Origin of the sequence: Rhizobium sp. YJ-22, from assembly GCF_029601685.1 — a bacterium.
Classification (GTDB): domain Bacteria; phylum Pseudomonadota; class Alphaproteobacteria; order Rhizobiales; family Rhizobiaceae; genus Metarhizobium.
This window is the reverse complement of the sequence record NZ_JARRIR010000002.1, coordinates 266,273-286,296: the sequence shown is the minus strand read 5'-3', so window position 1 is coordinate 286,296 and position 20,024 is coordinate 266,273. Positions and strand designations below refer to the sequence as shown.

The following is a 20,024-nucleotide window of genomic DNA, read 5'->3' as shown; positions in this document are numbered from 1 at the left end:
TCGTCAGGGATTGGGCGTCGGCTCGCCGGTTGGGGGAAGCAGCGACATGATCTTGCGCTCGCGCCAGAGAATATAAAGGCCGGACGCGATGATGATGGCGATGCCGAGCCATTTCAAGGCATCGGGGAATTTGCCAAACACATACCAGCCGAGAACCGTCGCCGAGACGATTTCGAAATATTGCAGCGGCGCCAGCGTCGAGGCCGGCGCGTGGCGATAGGCATAGACCGAAAGAATGCCTGAGGTGGTGGCGGCGAGGCTGACGCCGAACAAGAGCCCGATCGCGGACATGTTGCCCGGCAGGTTCGCGATATCGGCCGTACCCTGCGGATCGAGGACGAGAAGCGCCAGCGCGCAGAAGAGGCCGCCCCAGATGCCGGTCTGGAATTGCATTGCCCAGGGGTCTTCCCGATGCGCCCGCAATCGCGTCATGATCGCGAAGATCGCCACGCAGAAGGCCGTCACCACCGGAAGCAGCGCCACCGGCCCGACCTCGCCGAAACTTGGCTGGATGATCAGCAGCGCACCGAGAAAGCCGACGCCGCAGGCCGTATACCGCCGCCAGCCGATCGTTTCCCCGAGAAAGATACTGGAAAGGATGGTCAAAATCATCGGTTCGACAAAAAAGATGGCGATGGCATCGGCCACTTCCATATGGCGCAACGTTGTGACGAAGGAAATCATAGAGAGCGCCAGCACCCCGCCGCGAATGGCGTGAAAGCCGGCCTGGCTCAGGCGAATTTCGCGCCAGCTTCCGCGCCACAGCATGAAAGGCAGCATGAAGCTCGATTGCAGGACAAAACGCACGAAGGCGACCGCCGTCGACGACAGATGCGCGGTCGCGAGCTTGGAGAAGATGTCGATCAGCGGTGCGATCAGCACACCGGCGAGCATCAGCGCCATGCCGGTCATCACACCGCCGTTCAGCGATGCCGCCCGCTCCGTGTCCGTCTGGACCGTCATGCCTCCGTCCCGCCTTTTCCTCCCTGTCGGCCGCAGACCTGATTGCACCAGGCCGCGAAGTCCGACACCGCGGTCTCCCATCCGATCTCGTTCAGCGTCTCGTGGCGCATGCCGGACAGGATGTGAGAGCTGATATTCGAGATTGCGTGCATTTTCAATCGATTCCCGAGCCAGATCATGCTGGCGCCGCCATCGGTGGCCGGATCGGCGTCGCCGCCGAGCAGATGCACCGGAAGATCGCGGGCTTGCGGCGCTGCACGCAGCCGCGCGGGCAGGCGGCCGATCAGGGCGAATATATCGAGCCACAGCGAGACGCTGGCATCGAAGCCGCATAGCGGATCGGCGATATAGGCGGCTACTTCGGCATCGTCGCGCGATAGCCAGTCGAAGGGCGTTTTCGCGTTTTCGATCGCCTTTGCCCAGGCCTGGAAGGTCAGGCGCGGCAGCATGTCGCTGGGGACATCCGAGCCCTTGAACATGCGCTCGAGCTTCAGAATGAATGTCGCCGCCGGCACCCGCAAGCCGCCGCGCGCATCCGCATTCCAGACGGCCAGTGCGGCGAATGCATGTGGATGGGCCAGCGCGGCATCCAGCGCGATCAATCCACCCATGGAATGGCCGAAGAGGATGACCGGTAGATCGCCATGTCGTTCCCATGCCAGTTCGCGGATCGCCAGCACATCGGCGATGACGATATCCGCGCCGCCATGCTGGGCAAAGCGTCCCAGCGGCGCGCCCGGCGCGGTGGTTTCGCCGTGGCCACGATGGTCGTGGGCATAGACATGATACCCGGCGGCAGCCATCGTCGCCGCAAAGCGCGCGTAGCGGCGCGCATGTTCGGCCAGGCCATGGCAGATGAGGAGGATGCCGCGGGCCGCGCCTGCGGCCGCTTCGTGATGCCAGGCGATGGCGGCGCCATCCGGCCGCCATAGGCGGCGTGTCTCGGCGAACATGCGTTTCCTCCCCTTGCCGTGCGCGAGGGAAAAGCATTCTGCCGGCAAAGGCAAGGCATGTGGCGGAAATGGTTCGCGTCAGGCGCGAATTTCGGTTGCGCATGGACGCGCCATGTGATTATTTGATCCTGTTTTGTTCTTCATGGAGATGTTCATGCGGATCGTATGGCTGGCGCTTTGCGGCATCGCCTTTCTGTGCCTGTCTTGCCGCTCCTCGCTGGCCAGGGACGGGCGCACGACATTCATCCTCGCAGCAAGCTGGCAACCGGCTTTCTGCGAAGGGCGCAATACGTTGCCGGAATGCCGCTCGCAGACGGCGGACCGCGACGATGCCTCGCGCTTTTCCCTGCATGGCCTTTGGCGCATGCGGCAATCCTATTGCGGCGTGGCCGAAGCGGACAAGGCGCGCGACAAGCAACGTGGATGGCTGGCGCTGCCGCCTGTCGCCCTGCCGGAGGCGCTCGCCGGAAGACTGGCCAGGCTGATGCCCGGCGCCCAGTCCGGCCTCGACCGCCATGAATGGCTCAAGCACGGCACCTGCTCGAACCTCGACCAGAGCAGCTATTTCGGCCTGTCCGTTTCGTTGATGGAGGAGCTGAATGCCTCCGCGGTCGGCCAACTGTTCCGGGACAGGATCGGCAAGCTGGTCCGCGAAGCCGAGGTGAAGGCTGCCTTCGCGCAGGCGTTTGGCGCTGGTGCCGGCGAGCGGGTGCGCATGAGCTGCCGCGAGGATGGCGGCCGGAGGCTGGTGGTGGAGCTGACCATCGGCCTCGGGGGCGAGCTGAAGGGGGATGCCGGGCTTGCCGAACGGATCGCCGCGGCCGGCACCACCAAGTTCGGTTGTCCCGAAGGCGAGGTGGACGCGGCGGGTTTCCAATAGGGGCGAGGACGTTTGGTGATTGCCCGCGTGGCGCATTTCGCCTACATAGCGGCAAATCCCCTTTTCCCCTCCTGCGGAGTGATTGTCCCGATGGCACGCCAGTTCATCTATCACATGGCCGGTCTGAACAAGGCTTACGGCCCGAAGAAGATCCTCGAAAACATCCACCTGTCCTTCTACCCGGATGCCAAGATCGGCATCCTCGGCCCGAACGGCGCCGGTAAGTCGACCGTGCTCAAGATCATGGCCGGCCTCGACAAGGAATGGACGGGCGAAGCCTGGCTCGCCGATGGCGCCACCCTTGGCTATCTGGCGCAGGAGCCGCAGCTCGACGAGTCGCTGAACGTGCTCGGCAACGTCATGGAAGGGGTGGCCGACAAGAAGGCGATCCTCGACCGCTACAACGAGCTGATGATGAACTATTCAGACGAGACGGCGGAAGAGGGCGCCAAGCTCCAGGACATCATCGACAGCCAGAACCTGTGGGATCTGGAAAGCCAGGTCGAAATGGCCATGGACGCGCTGCGCTGCCCGCCGGGCGATGCGACCATCGACAATCTATCCGGCGGTGAAAAGCGCCGCGTCGCGCTCTGCCAGCTGCTGCTGCGCCAGCCCGACCTGCTGCTGCTCGACGAACCGACCAACCATCTCGACGCCGAGACAATCGCCTGGCTGGAAAAGCACCTGCGCGAATATCCGGGCGCCATCCTGATGGTCACCCACGACCGCTACTTCCTCGACAACGTTACCGGCTGGATCCTCGAACTCGACCGTGGCCGCGGCATCCCCTACGAGGGCAACTATTCCGCCTACCTGACCGCCAAGGCCAAGCGCATGGCGCAGGAAGACCGCGAAGAGGGCGCCCGCCAGAAGGCGCTGTCGCGCGAGCAGGAATGGATCGCCTCCAGCCCGAAGGCGCGCCAGGCCAAGTCCAAGGCCCGTATCCGCGCCTATGACGAACTGGTCAAGGCCGCCGAAGATCGTCGTCCCGGCGAAGCCCAGATCATCATCCCGGTCGGCGAACGCCTCGGCCAAGTGGTCATCGAGGCCGAAAACCTCACCAAGTCCTATGGCGACCGCGTGCTGTTCGAAGACCTAACCCTGAAGCTGCCGCCCGGCGGCATCGTCGGCGTCATCGGCCCGAACGGCGCCGGCAAGACGACGCTGTTCCGCCTGATCACTGGCCAGGAGAAGCCCGATAGCGGCGAAATCCGCATCGGCGATACGGTGCATCTCGGTTATGTCGACCAGAGCCGCGACTCGCTCGACGGCAGCAAGACCGTCTGGGAAGAAATCTCCGGCGGCAACGACATCATCAAGCTCGGCAAGCACGAGATGAATTCGCGCGCCTATTGCGGCGCCTTCAACTTCAAGGGCGGCGACCAGCAGCAGAAGGTCGCCAACCTCTCGGGCGGTCAGCGCAACCGCGTGCATCTCGCCAAGATGCTGAAGGCCGGCGGCAACGTTCTCCTGCTCGACGAACCGACCAACGACCTCGACACCGAAACGCTCGCGGCTCTCGAAGACGCGCTGGAAAACTTCGCCGGCTGCGCCGTCATCATCAGCCACGATCGCATGTTCCTCGACCGCCTGGCGACGCATATCCTCGCTTTCGAAGGCGACAGCCATGTCGAATGGTTCGAAGGCAACTTCGAGGACTATGAAAAGGACAAGATCCGCCGCCTCGGCCCCGACGCCGTCAACCCGAAGCGCGTCACCTACAAGCGCTTGACCCGCTAAGCGGTGCTTGCAGCGCAGCGAAACGAAACCCCGGCCTTGCCGGGGTTTTTTGTTATGGGCACCATGGCAAGGCGGGGGAATTCCCTCTTGCGCATCGTGAATTAATCACATAAAGATATCTTTATGTCTTGATTGGATGAAAGATGAAGAAGCTGACGACCTTCGGGCTGGACAATCTGGTGGATATTCTGAAGGCGGCGGCCGAGCCGACGCGGCTGCGCCTGCTGGCGCTGCTCGCCGAGGGCGACCTCACCGTCTCCGATCTCACCGAGATCCTCGGCCAGTCGCAGCCGCGCATTTCCCGTCACCTGAAGCTTCTGGCGGAAGCGGGCATCGTCGACCGTTACCAGGAGGGCGCCTGGGCCTATTTCGGCTTCCGCCGCGATGCCAGCGCCGCAGCGCTGGCCCGCACCATCCTCGCTGCCACTGCGCCTGACGACAGCGTGCTGCAACGGGACGGCGAGCGACTGGCGGCGGTCAAGCGCCAGCGTTCGGAGCGGGCGCAGGCCTATTTCAGCCGCAACGCCTCCGAATGGGACGAACTGCGCCGCCTGCATGTCAGCGACGCCGACATCGATGCGGCGCTGGTCGAACAGATCGGAAAGCGCCCGGTCGGCGCGCTGCTCGATCTCGGCACCGGCACGGGCCGTATCCTCGAACTGCTGGAGCCCTATTACGACCGGGCGCTCGGCATCGACACCAGCCGCGACATGCTGTCGGTGGCGCGCGCCAATCTCGACCGTGCCGGCGTCAGCAAGGCGGCGGTGCGCCATGGCGATATTCTCAATCTCGCCTATGACGGCAATGAATACGACCTGGTAACCGTCCATCAGGTGCTGCATTTCCTCGATCAGCCCGAACTGGCGGTGGCTGAAGCGGCGCGGATGCTGAAACCCGGTGGCCGGCTTGTCATCATCGACCTCGCGCCGCACACGCTCGACCATCTGCGCGACGAGCATGCCCATGTCCGCCTCGGCTTCTCGCACCAGACCATGGCCGACTGGCTGAAGCGGGCCGGTCTCGACCTGGTGCGCGCCGTCGACCTGCCTTCGGGCGGGCAGGGCGGGCTCACCGTCACCATCTGGCTGGCGCAGGATCGCCGGCCGTCGCATTCCGTCTCTTCCAGTCCTGACAGGAGCTAACATGTCCCAGCCCCTTCTTTCTTCGTCTGACGCTGCCCGAATTCGACTGTCGTTCGAATTCTTTCCGCCGAAATCCGAGGAAATGGCGGGGCAATTGTGGTCCACCGTCGATGAACTGGCCGCATGGCAGCCGGAATTCGTCTCCGTGACATATGGGGCGGGCGGCTCGACCCGCGAGCCGACGCGCAGCACCGTCGAGCGCCTGCTACGTCACACGTCGCTCAGCACCGCTTCGCATCTCACTTGCGTCGGCGCGACGCGCGAGGAGGTGGCGCAAGTGGTGGATGATTTCCGCCGCATCGGCGTGCGTCATTTCGTGGCCCTGCGCGGCGACCCACCGGATGGCGCCGGCGCCGCCTACCGGCCGCATCCCGGCGGTTATGCCAATGCCGCAGAGCTGGTGGCCGGTCTGCGGGCGATCGACGATTTCGAGATCTCCGTCTCTGCCTATCCGGAAAAGCATCCGGAAAGCGCCGATGTCGCCGCCGATATCGATATGTTGAAGCGTAAGGTCGATGCCGGTGCGACACGGGCGCTGACCCAGTTCTTTTTCGACAACGACCAGTTCGAGCGTTACCTGGAGAAGGTGCGCGCCGCCGGCATCCGTATTCCGGTGGTGCCCGGCATCATGCCGATCCAGAACCTGCAGCAGCTCAAGCGTTTCGCCGGCGCCTGCGGGGCAGGCATTCCCGCTGCAATCGACGCCCGCCTGGCGCATCTCGACGCTGACCCGGCGGCCCGCGCCACAGTGGCCGCGGAACTGGCGGCCGAGCAGATGGCCGATCTCTATCGCCGCGGCATCCATGAATTCCATATCTATACGATGAACCGTGCGCCGCTGACGAACCGCGCCCTGCGCATGCTCGGCCTGCGCCCGGCCAGCACTGCTGCCGGTGCAGCCGCCTGATAAAGTGAAACGCATGGCGAGGTTCGCCATGCGTTTGTCGTGCTTAGAGTGGTACGAATGGGTCCAAAGTCATTAACGACAGCCATGACCCGACAATGCGGGCCTTTCAGATGAAAAGCATGGCCCCGATGAATGCAATCGCTGCACCTACCAGAAGGACATTGAAAGAGTACGTAAGTCCCATTTGTGTGCCTCCTTGCGTTGACCGTTAAAACATATGTCTGAAATATGTCGGGCGAAAAGCCTTTTCCATGCTGCATTGCGAAAGGAATCCGGGATTCCCGCAGCAATTGTCGAGTAAGTCCATGGAATTTAAGACGAAAAAAATTCACGCTTTATTTGGATTGATTTACACTTGGTGAAGGCGGCGAAACGTCCCTGAATCATCTGGTTATCCACAGGGCGACGCATTGAATTTTCAATTGGAATCAAAAGCTTATGTTTGGGAGCTGAGTTGCGGCCGCAAGCTTTTTGTTCAGGCGCGGCGCAACCCACCGGCGAGTCGGCCATCGAGCACGATCAGGCCGGCGCCGATCAGCGCCATGCCGGCGATGTCTCCCCATCCCAGCCGCTCGTCGAGGAAGACGGCGCCGAGGAGGATGGCGCCGGGCGGCACCACCAGCGTCACCAGCGACGCATTGGTGGCGCCCGCAAGGCTCATGATGCGGAAGAACAGGATATAGGCGAAGGCGGTGGAAAGCAGCGCCAGGCCAAGTACCGCCATGATGACGTCGAGTGGCGGCATCGGCAGGGTCCAGGGGCTGTCGATGACGAGGCAGGCTGGCAGCATCATCAACGAGGAAAAGGTCAGTTGCCCGGTTGCGGTGACCGGGGCGGGCAGTCCACGGAAACGCTTGCCATAGGTCGCGGCGACGCCATAGGAAATGGCGGCGAGAACCGGCAGCGCCAGCGCCCAGAAGGGAATGTCGCTCCGGGCGAGCGCGCCGGGGCCGATCAGCACCGCCGTGCCCAACAGGCCCAGCACACAGCCGGCAAGCTTCTGGCCTGTCAGCTTTTCATCCGAGGTAAAGCTATTGGCGACCAGCACCGTCCAGATCGGCGTGGTGGCATTGAGGATCGAGGCGAGGCCGGCGCCGATCTGTGTCTGGCCGGTGAAGATCAGCACATGCGGCAGGGCATTGTTGATCAGGCCGAGGATGGCGAATTCGCGCCAGCGGCGGCGCAGGCAGCCATAAAGGTCATGGGCGCCGTGCAGATAGACATGCAGGGCAAGAGCGGCGAGAAACAGGCGCAGGAAGACAAGCGTGAACGGCGGGATATGCTGAACGGCCACTCGGGCGAAAAAGAACGAGCCGCCCCAGATGAAGCCGAGCAGCAACAGCAGGCCCCATGTCATGGCATTCATGCGGGGGGCGGTGACGGCGGCCATGGCGATTCCTCCTGAACGGAATCGTGCTTAGGATGTCGGCCGATGGAGAGCCACCCGATTCTTGTTATGGAGACAAAGCTTTGTCCAGCTTTGGCGGGGCAGTCGGGATTTGCCCCGCAATGGGTCACCGATTTGTGAGAACGGCACAGCATAGCCCTTCGCCCCGCAGCCAAGGAGAAGGTGGCAGGCCGGATGAGGGCAAATGTGATTGCCCCCACTTCGGATTACGCGGCTGCGCCGTTCAAAGCGCGTTGAGCAGCGCCGGTGTCGCCCAGCCGTCGGCGGCCATGCCGAGGCGTTGCTGTTCCTTCTGGATGGCGACGCGTGTGCCGGACCCGAGGATTCCGTCGATTTCACCGACATCATGGCCGCGCTGCTGCAGCTTGGTCTGTAGGCCCTTCATGTCGTCGGCGCTGAGGCCCTGCTCCGGGCTTCCCTTGAGATAGGGCTCGGCGCCCATCAGGCGCGTGGCGAAATAGGCTGCGGAGGTCGTGTAGATGAACGACTTGTTCCATTCCAGATAGATGTTGAAGTTCGGATAGGCGATGAAGGCCGGGCCGTTGCGGCCTTGCGGCAGCACCAGCGAGGCGGCCAGAGACGAGAAACGGGTATTGCCGTCGCGCGGCTTGACGCCGAGCGCGAACCATTCGCCTGCGGTCATCGTGCCGCCGAGGCCGGATTTCTCGAAGGGCAATTCCTTCGGCAGCGTCACTTCCTGGATCCACGGCTCGCCGCGCTTGAAGCCGAGATGCTGGATGAACTTGGCGGCGGTCATGATCGCGTCCGGCGCGCTGGTCTTCAGGCTCTCGTGGCCGTCACCGTCGCCATCGACGCCGAAGGCGATGATGTCCTTGGGCAGCATCTGCACCTGGCCGATCTCGCCGGCCCAGGCGCCGGTATTGGTCTGCGGGTCGAGGTCGCCGCGCTGCACCATCTCGATCAGGGCGATGAGCTGCGGCCGGAACAGTTCCGGGCGGCGGCAATCATGCGAAAGGGTCACCAGCGCGTTGCGGGTGTTGAAATCGCCCTGCACGGCGCCGAAATCGGTTTCCATCGCCCAGAAGGCGGTGATGACGCCGGCGGGTACGCCGAATTCGTCCTCGGCGCGCTTAAAGACCGAGGCATATTCCTTGATCTTCTTGGCGCCGAGATCAAGGCGCGCCTTGGAGACTGTACGCTGGGAGAATTCGGTGAAGGTCTGGCGAAAGACGCCCTGGGCGCGGTCGCGCGACAAGACCTTCTGGTCGATCTGTGCGCCGGCCAGCGCCTTGTCGGCGGCTTCGGCGGACAGGCCCTTGGCGATGGCTTCCGCCTTGACGCCGGCCAGGAAGGCGGAGAGATCGCCGCCGCATTGTTCGGCCGAGGCTGTCGAGGCCAGAAGCGTTCCGAGAGCGAGCGCGAGACCGAAACGGCGGACGAGACGAGAATTCATGCGACAATCCTTTTGTTGTTTTCGTGTGCCGGCTTTTCAGAACATTGTGACGGAAGCAAGAAACCGGCCGGCGATGGCGGTGTTTTAACGTGGTGCGGACGGAAAACCGGTCAGGAGGCGGTGACCGAGGCCAGCCACTTCTTCCAGTTCTTCACCGAGCCGACGAAGACGTTGATGTCGGTATTGCCCTTGATTCCGGGCACCTCCGCCGTCGAGGTATATTGCCAGAAGGCCCAGCGGCGATCGGCATAGGTTTTTTCCGGGTGGGCTGCGACGGAACGAACCCAGAAGTAATAATCGCTGAAATAACCGACGAGATTGTCGCGGTGGAAGTCGACCGAGGTGTAGATGATCGGCCGCTTGCCGTAATAGGCCTCCAGCCGATCCATGAAGCGCTTGATTTCGCTGCGCACCGTCGAAGGGTCGGGACGGGTGGTGCAGGTCTTGGACTCGCCGTTCCATTCGACGTCCAGCACCGGCGGCAGGCGCGTCGCCGCCTTGGGCACGTTGCGGATGAACCAGTCGGCCTGCTCGTCGGCCGTGGAACAGAAATAATAGAAGTGATAGGGCGCATAAGGAATGCCGACAGCGCCTGCGCGCTGCCAGTACTCATGAAACTTCGGGTCGAGCCGGTCCTTGCCTTCGGTCGCCTTGATGAAGGCGAAGGAGACGCCCGATGCCTTCACCTTTTCCCATTCGATATCGCCCTGCCATTTGGAGACGTCGATACCGTGTATGGGGTGCTTGTGAGGATGCTTCGGGCCGAAATCCTGCGGATCCTTGTCCTGGAATTTCGGCGAGATCGCCGCTGTTTCGATGAGGTCGTAGCTCGACGACGTGCAGCCGGCAAGCAGGAGGGCGAGGGGGAAAAACGCTAGAACAAGCCGTCGCATGAGCATCCCACAGAGCATGGCATGATGGTTGGCGCCCACTGAACGGTTCCGTGATTCGATGTCCCCAGAGGCGTGAACCTCTTCTTCACCATAACAACGTAAAAATTCGGTTAGTTGCAAGGCCCATAAGCCGCCGGAAGGCGAATTATGGCCCGCCAGGCGTAACCGCCGCCGATGCTTTCGATTTCCAGCCGGCCGTTCCAGCAGCGGGCGCGCTCGGCCAGCACAGCGTTGAGGTCGGCCCGCGGCGTGACATGGAAGCGCCTGAGCCACGCCTTGAGGCCGGCGCCAAACCAGCCAGGCAGGCCTTCCTGCTGGCCGAAATCGACCACATGCAGCGAGCCGCCGGGTTTCAGCGCAGCCAGCGCGCAGTCGATCGCCGACGGCCAGTCGGGGATCATCGACAGGGCATAGGAGATCAGCACCCGGTCGAAACCGTCTTGCCCGAAATCTGTGGCGCGGAAGTCGCAGGCATCCGCGACACGCAGGTCCGGCGTCGTTACGCTGCCGGAAAAATTGCGCCGTGCGGTCGCCAGCATCTGTGCGGAAATATCGAGGCCGAACAGCCGCGCCTGCGGGAAGGCACGGGCGGCCAGAAGCAGGTTGCGGCCAGTGCCGCAGCCGACTTCCAGCACCGTACCCCCGGCCGGCGGCGCCAGGCGGCGGATCGTGCCGTCGCGGCCGAGCAGGTAATATTTGCGGGTCAGGTCGTAGATGTGGCGCTGGTAGCGATACATCCGGTCCATGTTCAGCGCATGGGCGTCCGTGCGCGTCATCAGGCGGTCTTCTCGTAGATATGGAAGCCGCCATAGATGGCGGAGCGGTCGCGCAGGTTCAGCTCGGCCGAACGCTCGGCGAGATAGGTCCAGCGCTCGCGTAGCGCCTGCGACAGGCGGCCTTCGATGACGCTCTTTTCGGCGGCGGTGCGGAAAATGACGCGCGCGCCGGGAGCGGCAGCGCGGCTGATCTCGCTCCACAGGGCGTTGATCTGCCCGTCCGTCATCCAGTCCTGGGCGTCGAGCAGTACGAAACGGTCGACGCTCTCGGCAGGCTTTTGCGCCAGAAGCTCGGTGAAGCCGGCATGGTGCACCTCGACGCGCTCGGCATTGGCGCGGATGGCGTCGTAATGCTCGAGCTTGAGATAGGTCGGCAGAGCGCCTTCCGCGCCGGTCGGGTAGCGCCGCGCATAGGCCTGCCAGGCGAAGTAATTGTCGCGCAGCGGAAAATGGCAGCTCAGCTTCTCAAGCCGGGCCTTCAGCACCGGGGCAAGGGATTTGCCATCCGAGAGCGAGGCGAGCTCGTCGAACTGCTGCGGCGGAATACCAAGACCGAACAGCGAGCTCTTGCGGCTGGTGAGCCAGCGGATCGCCGGCTTGTCGAACAGCGGCGCGACACGGGTCTCGAAGAAATGGCGCTGCTCGCGCAGCGAGCGCGTCTCGATCATCTCCGAGAGGCGCACGCCATAGAGGCGGGCGACGAGATGGCCGGCGCCGATGAAGCGGCCGAGCAGGCCGGTCTTGTAGATGTTGCGGTCGAAGACGTCGATGCGGCGACGGCCGAAGGCGTTGGTGCGGCCATTCCAGTAGCGGCGGGTGGCGACGTCGAGCTTCGGCGCGATGAAGGTATCATAGGCGCGGCTGTTGCTGGCGATGTTTTCCATGCCGAACTGACGCACGACATCGCCGTGGGTCGGGAGGAAACGGAAGGCGGCGAGTTTTAGCCGGTTGAGCGCGACGTGATGCGGATTGAGGTCGACGACATCGATGCGGGCCGGGTGGCGGCTGAGATAGGCGAGCATATTGCAGCCGCCGGACGCGATGGTGACCATGCGGTGGCCGGCACCGAGTTCCATCGCCGCCATGTCCACGTCGGGATCCTCCCAGATCTGCGGGTAGACGAGGCCGGAGAACAGCAGTCCGAACAACCGTTCCGACAGGCCTTCCCTTGAAAGCGTGCGATGTTGCAGCAGGGCATCCTTCAGGCGGTGATTGGTGTTGAAACCGGCATCGTGGGCGAATTCGCTCATGGGGATCGGGCCTCCGTATAGGTCAGCCTGCCTGTAAACTGCTTCTGCTACAGAGCGATGACGCCGGCGGGGGATGACGGGAAAGCCAAGGAAACAGGGGTTCCGGCGTCGTTCCCGCCGGCTTCGTGACAGCCTGCACGACAGCCCACGAAAAAGGCCGGCGCTTGCGGCCGGCCTGGAGACGTGCTGCGTATGGAATTGCGCGTTTTTACTGGACCTGGTTCAGCAGACCCTTGCGCTTGGCGGTGTAATAATAACCGCTGGCATAGAGGCGCACGGCATTGTCATGATTGTTGTCGGCGGTAATCCAGGCGCCGCGCAGGTACTTGACCGCGTATTTCAGGTTGGTCTCGGCGTCGAACAGGCCGGAGGCCGGGCCGCTGTAGCCCATCGACTTTGCGGTGTTGTAGCGGATCTGCATCAGGCCGTAATTGCCATGGGCATAGGCGCGGGGATTGTAGGTGCTTTCGCGGCGCACGACGCGGTGAACCAGCGCTTCCGGCACCTGGTAGAGGGAAGCGTATTTGGAAATCAGCTTCTTCATCATGCTGTCGTTGACGCGCGGGCCGCCCTTGGGGGCTTCCGCTTCGTCATCGGTCGGCGCCATGCGGCTTTCGATCTCGCTCATCGGCCGGGTGTCGAAATCCATCATCGCCAGCGATGTGGCGGCGCGCGCCTGCGTGCGCGACGGCATGGCGGCATAGGCGAGTTGCGGGCCGGCATCGGCGCCAAAGGGGCGATCCGGGCGCTTGGTCGGGACGACCGACTGAATGGCGGTGACTTCGTCGGTCAGCGGCATTTCCGCATAGGCGACGGACATCGCCTGGGCGCCGCTCTGCGGCGCGACAGCGGCAATGGCCGCACTTGCCGCCGGGGCGGCGTTCGTGGTGGGGGCAAGCGCCGTCTGGCCTTCGGCGGTCTGCATCATGCGGGCCTGGGCCGTCTCCGCCTGCGGCACGACGCGCGAGGTCTTAGCCGCCACCGTCGTCGGCATGGCCTGCGCGGCGGTGCCGGAGGCGGCCTGGGCGGTCGCTACCGTACCGGCGGCCTGGGTATGGGATGCAGCGTAACCGACCTGCGTTGCCTGCGGCTTGGCGGCCGGAACGGCACCATGCGCGGCGGTCAGTTGATGCTGCGGAGTGTATTCGACGCTGGTGCATCCGGCGAGTGCGACCGTCATGACGACGCCGAAGGCCGAATTGCGTTTCAGGGTGGAATATCCGATCGCTACCATAGAGTCACTCTCGTGAGTTCTGGCGCCCGCCACGCAAAAAATCAGGGGACACTGTTAACGCCTTTTTGCACCCATTAACGTATTCGTGAGCGAGCCGCAAGTTTGGAGCAAGCCACTCAGGCTGCCAGCCGGCGATAGCCGACGGTGACGATGCCGGTGCTAACGCGCAGACAACCCCGCGCGCGGCCTTTGATTTTCCGCGATTCCAGACGGCGTAGCCGCATCAGCATCCAGTTTGGCGCCAAAACGTACAAGAACGACAAAGCGAGCGAGATCGCAAAAAAAGTCATAGTTAAAACAAGGGCTTGAGAAAAAATCGTTCCATTGGACGATACAAACTGGCTGGCAAGGGCTGCCGAAAGCAGGGCCTGCCAACGGTCGGTTGCGTTGTCGAACGCGATTTTTCCGAATGTTTGCAATGGCTTGGTTTCGGAGAGGTTGTCGTTGTCGGCGATCAGCCCGGTCATGCCCTTGACGCGCCATGCGATCATCGCGCCGACGAGCAGAACGGAAAGACCGAAGCCGCCGATGACGGCGGCCAGCAGCGCCGAGGACGACATGACGAAACCGATGACGACCAGCATTACGCCCATGACCGCCGTCGCCGACAACGTGACGGCAATGGCAGCGGCGAGCGTGCGCAGCGGCCGGCCGCTGCGGGCATAGGAGAGCAGGCAACGTTTTCCCGCCCCCGGCAGAAGCTGGAGAATGGCGGCGCCCAAGGCGAACATCACCCAGAATTCAATCGGCATCGATTCCTCCCGGTGGTCCTTTCAGAGTGTATCCGATTTCCGAATGGAAAAAACCGGTTTCAACCCTTTCCGGACATGCTTTCAAGGAAGCCACGGCCGCCGCGCTTCGTCAATCAGGCGGCCTGATATTTCTGGCCGATTCCATCCATCAGCGCGCCGAACCATTTCGCCGAGAGATCGAAGTGCTTGCCGCCCTTGATGCGCGGGAATTCGATGCAGCGCAGCTTGCCGCCCTGTCCCTCGTCATGGCCGGTCACGCCGGAAACGCCAGCGAGCGCGCTTTCGACGGCGAGATCGACCATGCTGTGGATCAGGCGCAGGTCGTCGGCATTGGCCGGGGCGGAGCGGGCGTAATAGCCGGATTTCTGCACCATGGCGCGCTCGGCGCCGAGGAGGGCGGCGAACTGCTTGGAGAACCAGTTGCCGACATTGATCGTGTCGATCTTCACATGGCCGAAAGCATCGCGCTTGACGGTTTCGCCGGCCGCTTCCCGCTCGGAAACGATGGCGTCGAGGCAGGCGCCTTCCGAAACGAAGATCGAGACGAAGCCGTTGCGGTCCATCTTCTCCTTCAGCCGGGCGGCCTCGGCCTGCAGGTCGAAGGCCATTTCCGGCAGGTAGACGCCCTGGATGGTCTTCAGCGTGCGGTCCATCAGCATGCCGTCGACGTATTCGTTGTGGCTGATACGATCGACATAGGCCCTGGCGGTCGCCGCCGTCAGCCAGCCGGAATGGCGGCCCATGACTTCATGCACGACGAGGGTGCGGGGTGCAGCACTCTGCTCGTTGGAAACATTGTCGAAAAACGCCGCGCCGTATTCGGCGGCGGTCCAGGCGCCGAGCGACTGGCGGATCGGCACGACGTCGTTGTCGACCGTCTTCGGCAGGCCGACAACCGTCAGCTCGTAGCCGTTGGCGCCGAGATAGGCGGCGAGATCGGCGGCGGTGGTGTTGGTGTCGTCACCGCCGATGGTGTGGAGAATGGTGACGCCGTCGGCGGCCAGCCGCTCGGCGGCCACCTTCAGCGGGTTTTCGCCGTCCTTGACGAGGCCACGCTTGGCGCAGTCGGCGGCATTGGTCAGCTTGACGCGGCTGTTTCCGATCGGCGAGCCGCCGTAACGATGCAACAATGGCGCCTTTTCGCGCATCTGCCGGGTGATGGCGATGCTGTCGCCGAGCAGCACGCCCTGGTAGCCGGAGCGATAGGCGATCAGGTCGATTTCGGGGGCGATGTCGCTGTAGCGCTCGATCAGTCCGCCGACCGCCGAGGACAGGCAGGGGGCGAGACCGCCGGCGGTCAGCATTGCAACTTTGTGTTTCACCATCGGTTCCTCCTTCGGCGCCTGTCGCGCCGTCATTCCGTCAAGGCATGGATGCGACAGCCGGACCTCGGTGTAAAGTGAAGTTTTGTGGAAATCCTCGACCTTTTCACGTGGTTTGCGCGCCGTCCGGCTGCTAACCGGGTCAGGTGCGCCGGCCGGCAAAAACGGCATGGGGGAAAACCTGCGGCACGGACTGCGACTTGGCCGTGTTTCCGTCGAAATTTTCGTCTACAGAGGATGATCGAAACTGCGGATGGAAGGCGCGGGATCCCGTCGCCGATCGGGACGCTGTGACCTGTGACACGGTCTGCGTCCATAGGCTGACTTGCTTTTCCGCGTGGTTTTTGGTGAGCTTGCACTTCTGTTGTATCCGCGGACTCAAGATGTCATTTTGGGAAAAACTGCTGGGCGCGGTCGCTGACACCGCCAGCAATGCCTTGTCAGCCGTTATCGAAGCAATCCGCACGGTGTTCGAGGGCGATCCGGAAACGCGCCGCAAGGTGGCGTTCTCGGTTGCCGTCATCGCGCTCTCGGCCAAGATGGCCAAGGCGGACGGCGTGGTGTCCGAAGCGGAGGTCGATGCCTTCCGCGAGATCTTCGACTATCCGCCCGACCAGGCCAAGAACGTCGCCCGACTCTATAACCTCGCCCGCCAGGATGTGGCGGGATACGAGGCCTATGCCGAAAAACTCGCCGGCCTGTGCAGCACCTGCGCGGCCAATTGCCCCGTACTGGAAGATGTGGTCGACGGACTGTTCCACATTGCCAAGGCAGATGGTGCGATCCACGAGAAGGAACTGGCCTTCATCTGGCGCGTCGCTGAAATCTTCGGCATCAGCGAAAGCCATTTCGAGACGATAACGGCGCGGCATGTACATCGCGACGGTATCGATCCCTATGTGGTGCTCGGCGTCAATCGTTCCGACGATTTTGCCACCATCCGCAAGCGATACCGCGTGCTGGTCACCGAGCACCATCCCGACATGCTGACGGCGCGCGGCATGCCGGAGGAATTCCACGCCATCGCCAACAATCGCATGGCGACGCTGAATGCGGCCTATGAGGCTATCGAGAAAGAGCGCCGCGCCGCATGACATCCGCATTCCTGCCCGATTATGCGGCGACCATGGTGCAGCCGTCCCCCAATCATGGCGAGCGGGCGGATGGCCGCCTGCCGGACATGATCCTTCTCCATTATACCGGCATGGGCACGGCGGATGGCGCGCTCGACTGGCTGTGTCGCGACGAAAGCCAGGTCTCCAGCCATTATTTCGTGCATGAGGACGGGCGCGTGCTGCAGTTGGTGCCGGAGGCGCGCCGCGCCTGGCATGCCGGCAAGAGTTTCTGGGCAGGCGAAGTGGATATCAATTCGCTCTCCATCGGCATCGAGATCGCCAATGCCGGGCATCCCGGCGGCCTGCCGGATTTTCCGGAGGCGCAGATCGCTGCGGTCATAGCGCTCTGCCGCGATATCGCGGTGCGGCGGGGGATCGCACCGGAGCGCATCCTTGGCCATTCCGACGTCGCGCCGGTGCGAAAGGTCGATCCGGGCGAAAAGTTTCCATGGGATCGGCTGGCGGCGCAGGGCGTCGGCCATTGGGTGGAGCCGGCAGCGCTTGGCGGCGGGCGCTTCTTCCAGCAGGGCGATAGCGGCCAGCCGGTCGAGGCGCTGCAATCCATGCTGTCGCTTTATGGCTACGGCGTCGAAATTTCAGGCGAATACGATGCGAAGACGGCGGGTTGCGTCGAAGCCTTCCAACGCCACTTCCGCGCCGCGCGCGTGGATGGCATCGCCGATGTCTCGACCATCGACACGCTGCACCGGCTGCTCACCGCCTTGCCGCGCTTCGGGGTGTGAAAGGAGGTCAGGATGACGGATTTCAAGGTTCTGGTGATCGGCCGCGGCCTGATGGGGGCCGCGGCGGCGAAATATCTGGCGTGCGAGATCGATGGCGTCGGCGTCATCGGTCCGGATGAGCCGGCGGACAAGCGTTCGCATGACGGCGTTTTCGCCAGCCATTACGACGAGGGCCGCATTACCCGCACCATCGATCCGAACCCGGTCTGGGCGCGGCTGGCCAACCGTTCCATCGCCCGGTATCGCGATATCGAGGCGGAGAGCGGCATCGGTTTCTTTTCCGAGGTCGGTTGCCTTGTCGCCGGTGCGGCGCGGGCGAACGGCGATGACTATATCGCCAATGTGCTGTCCGCCGCCGGGTCTCTGGATGTCGAGACCATGCTGCTGGACGACGGGGGATTGAAGGAGCGGTTTCCGTTCTTCTCGGTCGAAGCCGGCAGCGAAGGCGTATTCGAGCCGGCAGGCGCCGGGCATATCAGCCCGCGTCGCCTGGTGGCGGCGCAGTCGCGGCTGGTGGAGAAGGCGGGCGCGCGGCTGATCCGCGAGACGGCGGTGCGTCTTCTTCCCGGCGCCGACGGCATCGAAGTGATGACCGCCGAGGGCGAGCGCTACACAGCCGAAAAGGTTCTGGCGGCGGCGGGCGGATTCACGATTGCCGACAGCCTCTTGCCGCAGCCGGTCGATCTGACGGTTTATGCCCGCACCATCGTCTTCATGGAGGTGGATGCCGCGGAAGCGGCCCGGCTGGCGGCGATGCCGTCACTGATCACCGCGCCGCACGATCCGCAAGACGCCATCTACATGCTGCCGCCGATCCGCTATCCGGACGGGCGGTTCTATCTCAAGATCGGCGGCGATCCCCATGATCTCCAGCTGAAGAGCGAAGCTGAACTGCGCGACTGGTTTCGCGGCGAGGGACGCGAAAGCGCCAGGACACACCTGCTGCGGGTGGCGAAGGGGCTTTTGAACGGCGTTTCCATCCGTTCGGTTTCCACCGGCTCCTGCGTCACGAGCTTCACGCCGACCGGGCTGCCGGCCATCGGCTTTTCGGCTTCGCCGCGCATCGCGCTGGTCACCGGCGGCTGCGGGGCGGCGGCGAAGAGTTCGGACGAGATCGGACGGCTGGGCGCCGAGACGATCCTTCAAGGCGGAGTAACCGATGCCGCCTATGCCGGCGTCGATTTTTCACCGCGATTCCGGTGAGGCCCGATATTTCGGTAGCAATTCGGCTCTCGCTCGTTTAAGCACCGGCTGCCAGTTGGCCGGGCAGCCGCGCTTTACCAATGCCGAAAGGCGGTAGGGTGAGGAAAGTCCGGGCTCCAAGGAAACACGGTGCCGGATAACGTCCGGCGAGGGCGACCTCAGGGAAAGTGCCACAGAAAGTAAACCGCCCCGCCTGCTTTTCCGTCCCGTTTTCGGACGGCAAAGCTGGCGGGGTAAGGGTGAAAGGGTGGGGTAAGAGCCCACCGCGCCTCTGGCAACAGCGGCGGCACGGTAAACCCCACCGGGAGCAAGACCGAATAGGGATGACACGGGCGCGTTCGCGCGTCACAGCCGGTTTCCAGGCCCGTCATCCGGGTGGGTTGCGAGAGGCAGGGCGCAAGTCCTGTCCCAGAGGAATGGCTGCCACGTTCCGGTGAAAGCCGGAGCCATACAGAACCCGGCTTACAGGCCAACTGGCAATTTTCCCCGTTGAATTTCCGAAGTTACGAATATTTCGGCCAAGATGCTGGAATAACAGGGATATTTTTATCCCGGTGGGCTGTCTGATGCCGTGCGGGCAGGGTTGCCCATCCCCGGATTCATAACGATTCATTAAACTTAACAGCTTATAAACGATGCAGGTTACGGGGACGCCCGCGGCCGCTTCCCATTGACGCCCATATGGTCCCATGGTATCCCAAATCTACATTGCTCAGATGCGATTTGACACCCGGCCGGAAATACAGACGGCACGGTTTCCGAAAGGAAAAGCCCAAGGGAATGAGACCCTTGGCGCAGGTCCGGTCGCGTCCAGTCTGGCGATATCGCGGGGGCGGATGCGGCGCCTTCGTTTACGGGAAACGGCTGTATCGAATCATGAACCGCTTCCTTTCCAACGTGACCAGCAAGATCGACGCCAAGGGCCGGGTCTCCGTGCCCTCGGTATTTCGTTCGGTCTTGATTCAGCGGAATATCCAGGAGCTCTACTGCTTCCAGGATTTCGTGTTTCCGGCGATCAGCGCCGGGGGTCCGGATTTGCTCGACCGGTTCGAGCGGCAGATTGCGGCGGAAGATCCCTTCTCGCCGGAAGCGAACGAGATGTCGCTCCTCATCCACGGGGGCGGGGTCTTCATCAAGCTCGATTCCGAAGGGCGCATGATGGTGACGGACTTCATCCGGGATTTTACCGGGATCGTCTCCGAAGTGACCTTCGTGGGCCGGGCGGATCATTTTCAGCTATGGCATCCGCCCGCATTTGCGGAAGTGCAGGCGGCGGCGCGAGAGGGACGCAGACTGAGAGGGACGCGTCCGACGGTGTAACACGGGGAT

General features: G+C 63.2%; 18 protein-coding genes and 1 other RNA gene. 9 read left to right on the top strand and 10 right to left on the bottom strand.

The window, feature by feature from the left end; all coding sequences use genetic code 11:
- Positions 1 to 3: 3 nt before the first annotated feature.
- A complete protein-coding gene (locus P7F60_RS05920; RefSeq protein WP_277916790.1) occupies positions 4 to 963 on the bottom strand; it encodes a DMT family transporter in 960 nt (319 codons plus the stop codon).
- The gene (locus tag P7F60_RS05915; RefSeq protein WP_277916789.1) at positions 960 to 1,916 is read right to left on the bottom strand and encodes an alpha/beta hydrolase; all 957 of its coding nucleotides are present in this window, start codon (positions 1,914 to 1,916) and stop codon (positions 960 to 962) included. The genes P7F60_RS05920 and P7F60_RS05915 overlap by 4 nt, the downstream gene beginning before the upstream one ends.
- Positions 1,917 to 2,070: 154 nt before the next feature.
- Between P7F60_RS05915 and P7F60_RS05910 the strand changes: the two genes are divergently transcribed.
- From P7F60_RS05910 to metF, 4 genes are all read left to right on the top strand, one after another.
- A complete protein-coding gene (locus tag P7F60_RS05910; RefSeq protein WP_277916788.1) occupies positions 2,071 to 2,796 on the top strand; it encodes a ribonuclease in 726 nt (241 codons plus the stop codon).
- Positions 2,797 to 2,886: 90 nt separating this feature from the next.
- Positions 2,887 to 4,536 carry an energy-dependent translational throttle protein EttA gene (gene ettA / locus P7F60_RS05905; protein WP_277916787.1) on the top strand — a complete coding sequence of 550 codons (1,650 nt, stop codon included), beginning with the start codon at positions 2,887 to 2,889 and terminating at the stop codon, positions 4,534 to 4,536.
- A gap of 143 nt (positions 4,537 to 4,679) precedes the next feature.
- Positions 4,680 to 5,678 (top strand): metalloregulator ArsR/SmtB family transcription factor, encoded by a 999-nt coding sequence (locus P7F60_RS05900; RefSeq protein WP_277916786.1) that lies wholly within the window; start codon positions 4,680 to 4,682, stop codon positions 5,676 to 5,678.
- Position 5,679: 1 nt separating this feature from the next.
- Positions 5,680 to 6,585: a methylenetetrahydrofolate reductase [NAD(P)H] gene (metF, locus tag P7F60_RS05895; RefSeq protein WP_277916785.1), complete on the top strand. Its 906-nt coding sequence runs from the start codon at positions 5,680 to 5,682 to the stop codon at positions 6,583 to 6,585.
- Positions 6,586 to 7,060: 475 nt separating this feature from the next.
- Here metF and P7F60_RS05890 read toward each other — a convergent pair whose 3' ends face one another.
- The 8 genes from P7F60_RS05890 to P7F60_RS05855 form a co-directional block, all read right to left on the bottom strand.
- The gene (locus P7F60_RS05890) at positions 7,061 to 7,975 is read right to left on the bottom strand and encodes a DMT family transporter (protein WP_277916784.1); all 915 of its coding nucleotides are present in this window, start codon (positions 7,973 to 7,975) and stop codon (positions 7,061 to 7,063) included.
- 241 nt (positions 7,976 to 8,216) lie between these two features.
- Positions 8,217 to 9,407, bottom strand: coding sequence for a lytic murein transglycosylase (locus P7F60_RS05885; protein WP_347276854.1), 1,191 nt, complete (start codon positions 9,405 to 9,407; stop codon positions 8,217 to 8,219).
- 110 nt (positions 9,408 to 9,517) lie between these two features.
- Complete coding sequence (locus P7F60_RS05880; protein WP_277916783.1) at positions 9,518 to 10,300, bottom strand: GH25 family lysozyme; 783 nt, start codon at positions 10,298 to 10,300, stop codon at positions 9,518 to 9,520.
- A gap of 110 nt (positions 10,301 to 10,410) precedes the next feature.
- On the bottom strand, positions 10,411 to 11,076 hold the full coding sequence (locus P7F60_RS05875; protein WP_277916782.1) for a class I SAM-dependent methyltransferase: 666 nt from the start codon (positions 11,074 to 11,076) through the stop codon (positions 10,411 to 10,413).
- Positions 11,076 to 12,326, bottom strand: a complete 1,251-nt coding sequence (locus P7F60_RS05870; protein WP_277916781.1) for a DUF3419 family protein — start codon at positions 12,324 to 12,326, stop codon at positions 11,076 to 11,078. Before P7F60_RS05870 ends, P7F60_RS05875 begins: the two co-directional genes overlap by 1 nt.
- A 208-nt stretch (positions 12,327 to 12,534) precedes the next feature.
- Entirely contained in the window at positions 12,535 to 13,560 is a 1,026-nt protein-coding gene (locus P7F60_RS05865) for a lytic transglycosylase domain-containing protein (RefSeq protein WP_277916780.1), read from the bottom strand.
- A 116-nt stretch (positions 13,561 to 13,676) separates the two neighbouring features.
- A complete protein-coding gene (locus tag P7F60_RS05860) occupies positions 13,677 to 14,312 on the bottom strand; it encodes a hypothetical protein (RefSeq protein WP_277916779.1) in 636 nt (211 codons plus the stop codon).
- 113 nt (positions 14,313 to 14,425) lie between these two features.
- Positions 14,426 to 15,637, bottom strand: coding sequence for a pyrophosphate--fructose-6-phosphate 1-phosphotransferase (locus P7F60_RS05855; protein WP_277916778.1), 1,212 nt, complete (start codon positions 15,635 to 15,637; stop codon positions 14,426 to 14,428).
- Between the two features lie 380 nt (positions 15,638 to 16,017).
- On the opposite strand from P7F60_RS05855, the gene P7F60_RS05850 reads away from it, so the two are divergent.
- The 5 genes from P7F60_RS05850 (at position 16,018) to mraZ (ending at position 20,015) form a co-directional block, all read left to right on the top strand.
- Positions 16,018 to 16,728 (top strand): DnaJ family molecular chaperone, encoded by a 711-nt coding sequence (locus P7F60_RS05850; protein WP_277916777.1) that lies wholly within the window; start codon positions 16,018 to 16,020, stop codon positions 16,726 to 16,728.
- Positions 16,725 to 17,492 carry an N-acetylmuramoyl-L-alanine amidase gene (locus P7F60_RS05845; RefSeq protein ID WP_277916776.1) on the top strand — a complete coding sequence of 256 codons (768 nt, stop codon included), beginning with the start codon at positions 16,725 to 16,727 and terminating at the stop codon, positions 17,490 to 17,492. Before P7F60_RS05850 ends, P7F60_RS05845 begins: the two co-directional genes overlap by 4 nt.
- A 12-nt stretch (positions 17,493 to 17,504) precedes the next feature.
- Positions 17,505 to 18,695: an FAD-dependent oxidoreductase gene (locus tag P7F60_RS05840; RefSeq protein ID WP_277916775.1), complete on the top strand. Its 1,191-nt coding sequence runs from the start codon at positions 17,505 to 17,507 to the stop codon at positions 18,693 to 18,695.
- 51 nt (positions 18,696 to 18,746) lie between these two features.
- Positions 18,747 to 19,176: RNase P RNA component class A (gene rnpB, locus P7F60_RS05835), an RNA gene on the top strand.
- Positions 19,177 to 19,571: 395 nt separating this feature from the next.
- Positions 19,572 to 20,015 (top strand): division/cell wall cluster transcriptional repressor MraZ, encoded by a 444-nt coding sequence (mraZ, locus tag P7F60_RS05830; RefSeq protein ID WP_277916774.1) that lies wholly within the window; start codon positions 19,572 to 19,574, stop codon positions 20,013 to 20,015.
- The last annotated feature ends 9 nt before the right edge of the window (positions 20,016 to 20,024 follow it).